Origin of the sequence: Streptomyces sp. NPDC001231 (genome assembly GCF_042896885.1) — a bacterium.
GTDB lineage: Bacteria > Actinomycetota > Actinomycetes > Streptomycetales > Streptomycetaceae > Streptomyces.
The window spans coordinates 196,170-203,163 of sequence record NZ_JBIAXS010000016.1; the positions used below are offsets into that span (position 1 = coordinate 196,170).

Annotated in this window: 8 protein-coding genes; 7 read left to right on the forward strand and 1 reads right to left on the reverse strand. The window is 67.9% G+C overall.

From position 1 onward, the window contains the following. Positions 1-45 precede the first annotated feature (45 nt). Positions 46-2,133: a HelD family protein gene (locus ACFY3J_RS21125; RefSeq protein WP_390841465.1), complete on the reverse strand. Its 2,088-nt coding sequence runs from the start codon at positions 2,131-2,133 to the stop codon at positions 46-48. Between the two features lie 485 nt (positions 2,134-2,618). On the opposite strand from ACFY3J_RS21125, the gene ACFY3J_RS21130 reads away from it, so the two are divergent. From ACFY3J_RS21130 to ACFY3J_RS21160, 7 genes are all read left to right on the forward strand, one after another. Then, positions 2,619-2,939, forward strand: coding sequence for a hypothetical protein (locus ACFY3J_RS21130; protein WP_390841466.1), 321 nt, complete (start codon positions 2,619-2,621; stop codon positions 2,937-2,939). 274 nt (positions 2,940-3,213) lie between these two features. Then, positions 3,214-3,786 (forward strand): NADPH-dependent FMN reductase, encoded by a 573-nt coding sequence (locus tag ACFY3J_RS21135; RefSeq protein WP_384176604.1) that lies wholly within the window; start codon positions 3,214-3,216, stop codon positions 3,784-3,786. Positions 3,787-3,856: 70 nt separating this feature from the next. Beyond that, positions 3,857-4,273: a hypothetical protein gene (locus tag ACFY3J_RS21140; protein ID WP_390841467.1), complete on the forward strand. Its 417-nt coding sequence runs from the start codon at positions 3,857-3,859 to the stop codon at positions 4,271-4,273. Positions 4,274-4,336: 63 nt separating this feature from the next. After that, positions 4,337-5,617 carry a threonine/serine exporter family protein gene (locus ACFY3J_RS21145; protein ID WP_384176608.1) on the forward strand — a complete coding sequence of 427 codons (1,281 nt, stop codon included), beginning with the start codon at positions 4,337-4,339 and terminating at the stop codon, positions 5,615-5,617. Positions 5,618-5,874: 257 nt separating this feature from the next. Then, positions 5,875-6,054, forward strand: coding sequence for an Lrp/AsnC ligand binding domain-containing protein (locus ACFY3J_RS21150; RefSeq protein WP_390841468.1), 180 nt, complete (start codon positions 5,875-5,877; stop codon positions 6,052-6,054). A gap of 132 nt (positions 6,055-6,186) precedes the next feature. Beyond that, positions 6,187-6,318, forward strand: coding sequence for a hypothetical protein (locus tag ACFY3J_RS21155; protein ID WP_390841469.1), 132 nt, complete (start codon positions 6,187-6,189; stop codon positions 6,316-6,318). Positions 6,319-6,528: 210 nt separating this feature from the next. Then, positions 6,529-6,771, forward strand: a complete 243-nt coding sequence (locus ACFY3J_RS21160) for a DUF5302 domain-containing protein (protein WP_384176612.1) — start codon at positions 6,529-6,531, stop codon at positions 6,769-6,771. Positions 6,772-6,994 lie beyond the last annotated feature (223 nt).

Below are 6,994 nucleotides of genomic sequence, written 5' to 3' on the forward strand. Positions count from 1 at the left end.
AGGGAGTCCCGGGCCGCACATCTCGGACGCACGCGTCCACGACCGTCAGCCGGCGAGCGGCTCCGGCAGCGGCCGGGCGTGCAGGACGTCGAGCCGGGACACCGCCCGCGTCATTACGACGTACAGCCGGTGCAGACCGCGCGGCTCGGACTCGACGATCGCGGCCGGTTCCACCACGACGACATGGTCGTACTCGAGGCCCTTGACGACCGTCGCGGGCAGCACGCTCACCCGGGCGGCCGTGCCGACCTCCTCGGCGGTCGCCGGCTCGATGCCCGCCTCGCACAGGGCCGCCGTGGTGGCGGCCACCGCGTCGTCGGCGGCGATGACGGCGACCGACCCCTCGCGTTCGAGAGCCGCGCGGACGGCGGACACGGTGGCGGCCGACGTGTCGTCGACCGCGCTGACCGTCAACTCGCCGTCGCGGCGCAGCGAGCGGGCCGGCGGCACGTCGACGCCGAGGTCGGTCACCAGCCGGTTGGCCAGTTCCATGACGGCTGCGGGGACCCGGAAACCGGTGGTCAGCGGGACGACCGTGGCCTGCGCCTTGCCCAGGTGCGTGAGCTGCTCCTGCCAGGTCCGCGCCGACCAGGGCGCGGTGGCCTGGGCCAGGTCGCCCAGCACCGTGATCGAGCCGAAGGCGCTGCGCCGGGCGATCGCCCGGCACTGCATCGGCGACAGGTCCTGGGCCTCGTCCACGACCACGTGGCCGAAGCCCTCGGGGCGTTCGACGAGCCCCGCGACCTCGTCCAGCAGCAGCATGTCCTCGACCGACCAGGGGGCACTCTTCTCCGACCTCGGCGGCTTGGCCCACAGCAGGGCCGCCTGTTCTGCGGCGTCGAACACGCCGTCCGCCGCGGTCTCCATCACCGCCGGATCACTCAGCAGCGAGGCCACCACCTCCTCCGGTCGCGCCACCGGCCACGCGACCTCCAGGAGCGCGGCGACCGGCTTCGAACGGCCGATCTTCCGGGCCCAGGTGACGCTCTTCGGACCGGCCCGTCGTTCGGCCTGCTGCTGGATCAGCGTCACCACCCGCGAGCGCACGTGCTCGCGGCCGACCGCGTACGGCACCCCCATGGCCCGCACCTCGTCGATGACCCGGGCCAGCTCGCCCGTATCGACCCGCCAGCGGTACGAGCCGTCGGTGACCGCGATGGACTCCTCGGGATGCCGGACGCGGGCGTACAGGGCCCGCTCCAGGACCGTGGCCATCCGGTCGCCGTGCTTGAGGGCGCTGACGTCCTCCGCGTCCACCCGCCGGACCGGGTGCCGGGTGACCACGTCCTCCACCGTGAGCTGGGCGATGTCGATCTCGCCGAGCGAGGGCAGCACCTCCGAGATGTAGCGCAGGAAGGTCCGGTTCGGCCCGATGATGAGCAGACCGCTGCGCTGCAGCCGCTGGGGGAACGTGTAGAGGAGGTACGCGGCGCGGTGCAGGCCGACGGCGGTCTTCCCGCTGCCCGGTGCGCCCTGGACACAGACCGATTCGGTCAGCTCGCTGCGGACGAGGTTGTCCTGTTCCGGCTGGATGGTGGCGACGATGTCGCGCATCGGGCCGAGGCGGGGTCGCTCGATCTCGGCGGCGACGATCGCGCTCGCCGTGTCGCCGTCATCCCGGGCGTGGTCGAGGTGCTCGTCCTCCAGCCCGGTGAGGTCCTCCGGAGCGCCGTGGCTCCACGGCGCCCACCCGAAGCGCCGCCGCACCGCGACTCCGCGCGGCTCCAGGGCGCTCGCCTGGTAGTAGGTGCGGGAGACCGGAGCGCGCCAGTCGATCACCAGCGGCGGTGCGGACGGGTGTTCCGAGACCCGCCTGCGGCCGACGTAGTACCGCTGCCGCCGGTGGTCTCCCGCCTCGTCGGAGTCCTCGAAGTCGAGCCGGCCGAAGAACAGCGGGCTGTCGGGTTCCTCCGCCATCTGCCGTGCGCGGGTGCGCAGGTAGCGTCCGAGCGCCTCGGCGCTCGCGCCGTCGCCGGACACGTCCTCGCCCGCGACGACCTGGTACTGGGCATCGTCCACCTGACGGGTCATCGCCTCGCGGCACACCGCGACGTACGCACGCTCCAGGGCCAGCGCGTCGTCGAGTCCGACGGCCTCCTGGGTGCCGTACGTGTCCTGGACGTGTGACGTCATCGATCGAGACCTTTCCGAAGTGACGGTCTTGCGCACCGTCCGGCCGGGCCGGACGGCGATTTCCGGGTCACAGCATAACTGAACCCGGTTAATAGACTGGCTGAGTTGTGTTATTGATGGCCGGCTGCCGACGTGCCGCGATCAGCGCCCCCAGCACCGCCGCACGCACCAGATGGGCGGGTGCGTACAGCTCCTTGCCTGCCGTGGCTCCCGTTGCGGGACCGGACGGTCTCTCCTCGCTCTCCATGGCGCCAGAGTGGTGGCCGGATGCGGGTGGGGGCGAGTACGGCACCCCGTACGCTGAGTCAGCTTACGGACACGAAGAGTGGAGGATGCGCCCGATTTTCCGTCACGCTGGGTGGCGAGCACGGGCCGTCCTGGCCGCCGTGCGGCGCATCGTCGATGCAGAGTGTGAGGCTTCCGGGGCGACTCGTGCGCCGCAGATCGAGGAGGGCACCCGCTTTCCGCCGACCGTCAACGACGACGTGGTGACTCGCGAGGTCTCCGACGCTTTCGCCGCGATGTTCGGGGAGCGCGCGGTCACCATCGAGCTGCAGAGCGCCAGCGAGGACTTCAGCCGGATCCCGGACGCCTTCGGGGCCCCGTACACCTACTGGGCCCTGGGCTGTGTCGATCCGGACGCCTACCAGGCCGCCCGGCAACGCGGCACCGTGGCTCAGGAGATCCCGGTCAACCACAGCCCCCGCTTCGCACCAGTCCTGCAGCCCACACTGGACACCGGCGTCCAGGCTCTGGTCACAGCCGCACTCACCCATCTCGGGAAACCGGGCCGTATGAGCCGATGAGCCTTCCGGCCGGTTCGCCTCTGATGCCGCAGCACAGAGCAATCGACCGCCTCGGCGGCAGTCTGCGCAGCTGGCGCGGCTGCGGTTCTCAGCGCCGCGCTTCACACCTCCGTTAAGGAATGCGGGTGGTCGGCGGTGGACGCACGCGGTCACCTGGACGGATCTGCCAGCACGCGCTCCGCTCCCGGCCGTGGTTTCGTTCCTTGCGGAACTCCCTGCCCGTCCGAGCGCGCGATACGCAAGAACGCAAGACGCGCATCGAATCGAGGAACCGATGACTACGTACAGGGTCGGCTACTTCGTGGGAAGTCTGGCGACTCATTCCATCAACCGGACGCTCTCGAAAGCTCTGATCCGGCTGGCCCCATCTGATTTGGAATTCTTTGAGATCCCGATCAAGGATCTGCCCCTCTACAGTTACGACTACGACAGCGACTACCCCGCCGAGGGCAAGGCGCTCAAGGATGCCATCGCCTCCTCTGACGCCGTCCTGTTCGTGACCCCTGAGTACAACCGATCCATTCCGGGCGCCCTCAAAAACGCCATCGACTGGGCCAGTCGCCCCTGGGGGAGCAACTCATTCGCGCACAAACCCTCCGCTGTGATCGGAGCGTCCCCCGGCGCCCTCGGCACTGCCCTCGCCCAGCAGAGCCTGCGCGCTGTCCTGAGCTTCTGTGACTCCCCGCAAATGAATGCGCCGGAGGCGTATATCAAATTCAGGCCCGATGTTTTCACCAGTGATGGTGAAGTCGTCGACGAGCATACGGAACATTTCCTCCGAGACTTCATGGAGGAATTCCGGGATCACGTGGTCCGGGTTCTCACTGTGCTCCCGCGAAAACCGTGAAGCATGCGGGTTTGGGTACGTCACCCTCGACGAGAAGCGACACGAAGGGGTTCATATGGGTCAGCCACGGATGAACGAAGAGCGCTTCTACCTGTACCCCATGAAACGTGTAGCTGCCGTTCTGGATAACGAAGAACGGTATACGGCTGCCTGTCATCAATTGGAAAAAGTCGGGATCAATCTGTCCCACGTGAACGTGCTGAAGGGGCCGGAAGGGCAGCGGCTCCTGGACAGCAAGGGAACCTCTCATGGCCTTTACGGCCGTTTCATGCGTGGGCTGCAGCATGGGGGGTACGAAGGCGAAACGGTAGCGGCTCACTCTGCTGCCTTGAGCCAGGGCAAATGGCTGATCTTCGTTCCGGTGCGGGGCAAGAACGAGGCCAGGCGGACGGTCGACATCCTCCGATCACACGGGGGCAGCGAAATTTTCCACTTCCGCCGATGGGCAGTGCAGTTCTTTCCACCGACCTATCGATTGAAGCCGTAACGGACTACGACGCCTTTAGCGCCCTGCACCCTGGTGTTCCCGGCGCCGGCAAAGGAGGCGGGCATGGGGCATGCGGCCGCCGGCCTGGACGATCTGACCGCCTTCCTGGCCCGTCTCACCGCCTTGCTGCTGCGTTCTTCCGGCGAGGGCGCCTACTCCATCGAGCGGGCTGTGGGCACCAGCGCTCACGCCTTCGGAGGCCAGGCGTCCGTAGTCCTCGTGCCCGAAGCAGCCGTGCTCTCGATCGTCGCGGCCGACGGCCGCATGCGTACGGTCTGCGTGCACGGCTTCCCGGAGGTGATCCGGCTGGACCAAGCCGCGGAGCTCAAGCCCTTCTTGGCCGACGTAGAGGCGGGCAAGCTCAAGGTGGCCGAGGCCGACCGCAGGCTGGCGCGCATCGAGGCCGCACCGCCTCCGTACCCCTGGTGGCTCAAGTTCCTCGGCGTCCTGCTGTTCTCCCTGGGCTTCGCCCCGCTGGTCCAGCCCACCTGGTACGAGATCACCACCACAGCCGTCCTGGGCGCGATCGCCGCGGCGCTCGTGGTCGCCGCCGTTCATGCGCCGCGACTGTCCAAAGTCCTCCCTCTGGTGGTCTCAGCCGTTGTCTCCGTCGTGACCATCGAAGTGTTCACCGGCGATCCGGCACACGGCGGCCCGGTCCTGTTGATGCTCCCGGCGCTGTTCTACTTCGTTCCCGGTGACTTCCTGAGCGCATCGACCACCGAGCTGGCCGTCGGCCTCATCACCACTGGCGCGATCCGGCTCGTCTACTCCATATTTCTGCTCGTCCAGCTCTACCTCGGCGTCCTGCTGGGCATATTCGTCACCGGTACCCCCCTCAACGCCCTCTTCGACACCGCCGCCAGCGCCGACCTGCCCAAGTGGGCACTGATCCTGGGCGGGATCGCCTTCACCGCCGGCACGGTCCTGGCCTTCGCAATCCCCCACCGCTTCTTCGGGACTCTCCTTGTGCTGGTCTACGCCACCGTCGGGGTGCAGTCACTGTTCACCAAGCTGATCCGGGAGACCGGGGGCACATTCGTCGCTGCCGTGGTGCTGGCCGCCGCAGCCAATCTGCTGGACCGCAACCCCGCCCGCCCGCCTCGATTGATCCTCATCCTTCCTGGCTTCTTCACCCTCACCGTCGGCTCGCTGGGCCTGCGTGGCCTGACCACCCTGGCCGGCGGCTACGTCATCGAAGGTTTCCAAGACCTGCAGAAACTCATCACGATCGTCACCGCCATCGCCATCGGACTGGTCGTCGGTATGGCACTCACGCATGCCCGCACCACAACGCGGCCCACCTCGCCCCTTGCCCCCTCGATGCCGCAGCGACCGCCCTGACCATGTCTCTGCCGCACCGCTCACGGCAGCTCATGTCCAGACCGTGGACAGTGGCGCCTGCGTCCCGGCCAGCCGTGCGACTGTTCCACCGGTCGTCGTCGGCGCCCGCTGGACCTCGAAAACCGACTACTGGCCCAGGGCGCCAGAATCTCCACGACCCCACACCTCCCGTTTTTGATCTTGCTCTGGCAAAGGGTCATTTATGAGAGACGCCCGCGCGACGCCGTCGGCCGTTTCGCGCGTAGAGCAAGAGGCCGATGTCCTCATGGAGCCGGGTATCCCATTCGGCGTCGCGGATGGGGAGCCCGGACTATTTCGTCGCCGTCGCCGATCTTTCCGCCTACGAGACGTTCCTCAGTCAACGGGTCATGACTATCCCCAGGATCAAGAACGTCACCTCGCACTTCACGATGAAGACCGTCAAGCCGGGCCCGTAGGGGAGGACGGGACCCGGATTGACGGCCGTTGCGGAAGCGGTCAGTCGTTGGTGAGGACGACCTTCAGGGCGCCGGTCTCGGCGCTGCGGGTGAAGATGTCGTAGCCCTGCATGGTCTCGGACACGGCAGGCGGTGGCTGATCGGCTGGGTGGCGTCGAGGGCGCCCGTCGCGCCCGCGGCGCCGGCGGCAAGTCCCGAAAGGGCGGCGAGGCCCGCAAGCTCGCCGAGGCCCGCAAGGCCGCCCTCGTGCGTCGCAACGGCTGAGAGCCGTTGCCCTGGCAGTGAATGTCCTGGCTACGGGCTCGAGCCCTCGGCCCGGCCCGAAGCCCGTCCGGTGCCCCCACTTGCGAAGCGAACGCCCTCGACCACGAAAGAGATACCCGCCGCAACGGAGCAGGATGATGTTGCCGGCGCCCCGCACTACGCCCGGCATGACAAGCTGTGCTTGCCCACCCCCGAACCCAGGAGGTCACCATGACCGCAGAGCCCGTATCTACGGAAGGTTCGGAGCCGGCTACCCCGGAGACGTCCTCTCTGACGCCGGACAGCGACGGCAACTACGACCTCAAGCGCAAGTTCCGCGAAGCCCTGGCGCGCAAGCGCGGTGCGCAGGCGGACGCCGCCGATGCTGCCGCCAACCCCAATGCGTCGAAAGTGCGTGCGGCGCACGGCCCGGCTGCGAGCCAGCGGTCGTTCAGGCGCAAGAGCGGCGGCTGAGTCGATCAGTTCCGGGATCCGGTTGCTTCACCAGCACTCTGAGCGCTAATTCCTTTGTAACGACTCCGGTGGGGCCGGGTGACCGTGCCGGGGTTGTTCGAGTGGTGAGGTCCGTTACGCCTTCTCAGCTTGGCGTTTAACCTCGCTGGGCTTGGTGTTCCTTGATCGATTCGGCGCGTTTGACGGTCTTGCCGACGTCGTGGCGCCTGGCCCGTTGCTTGTT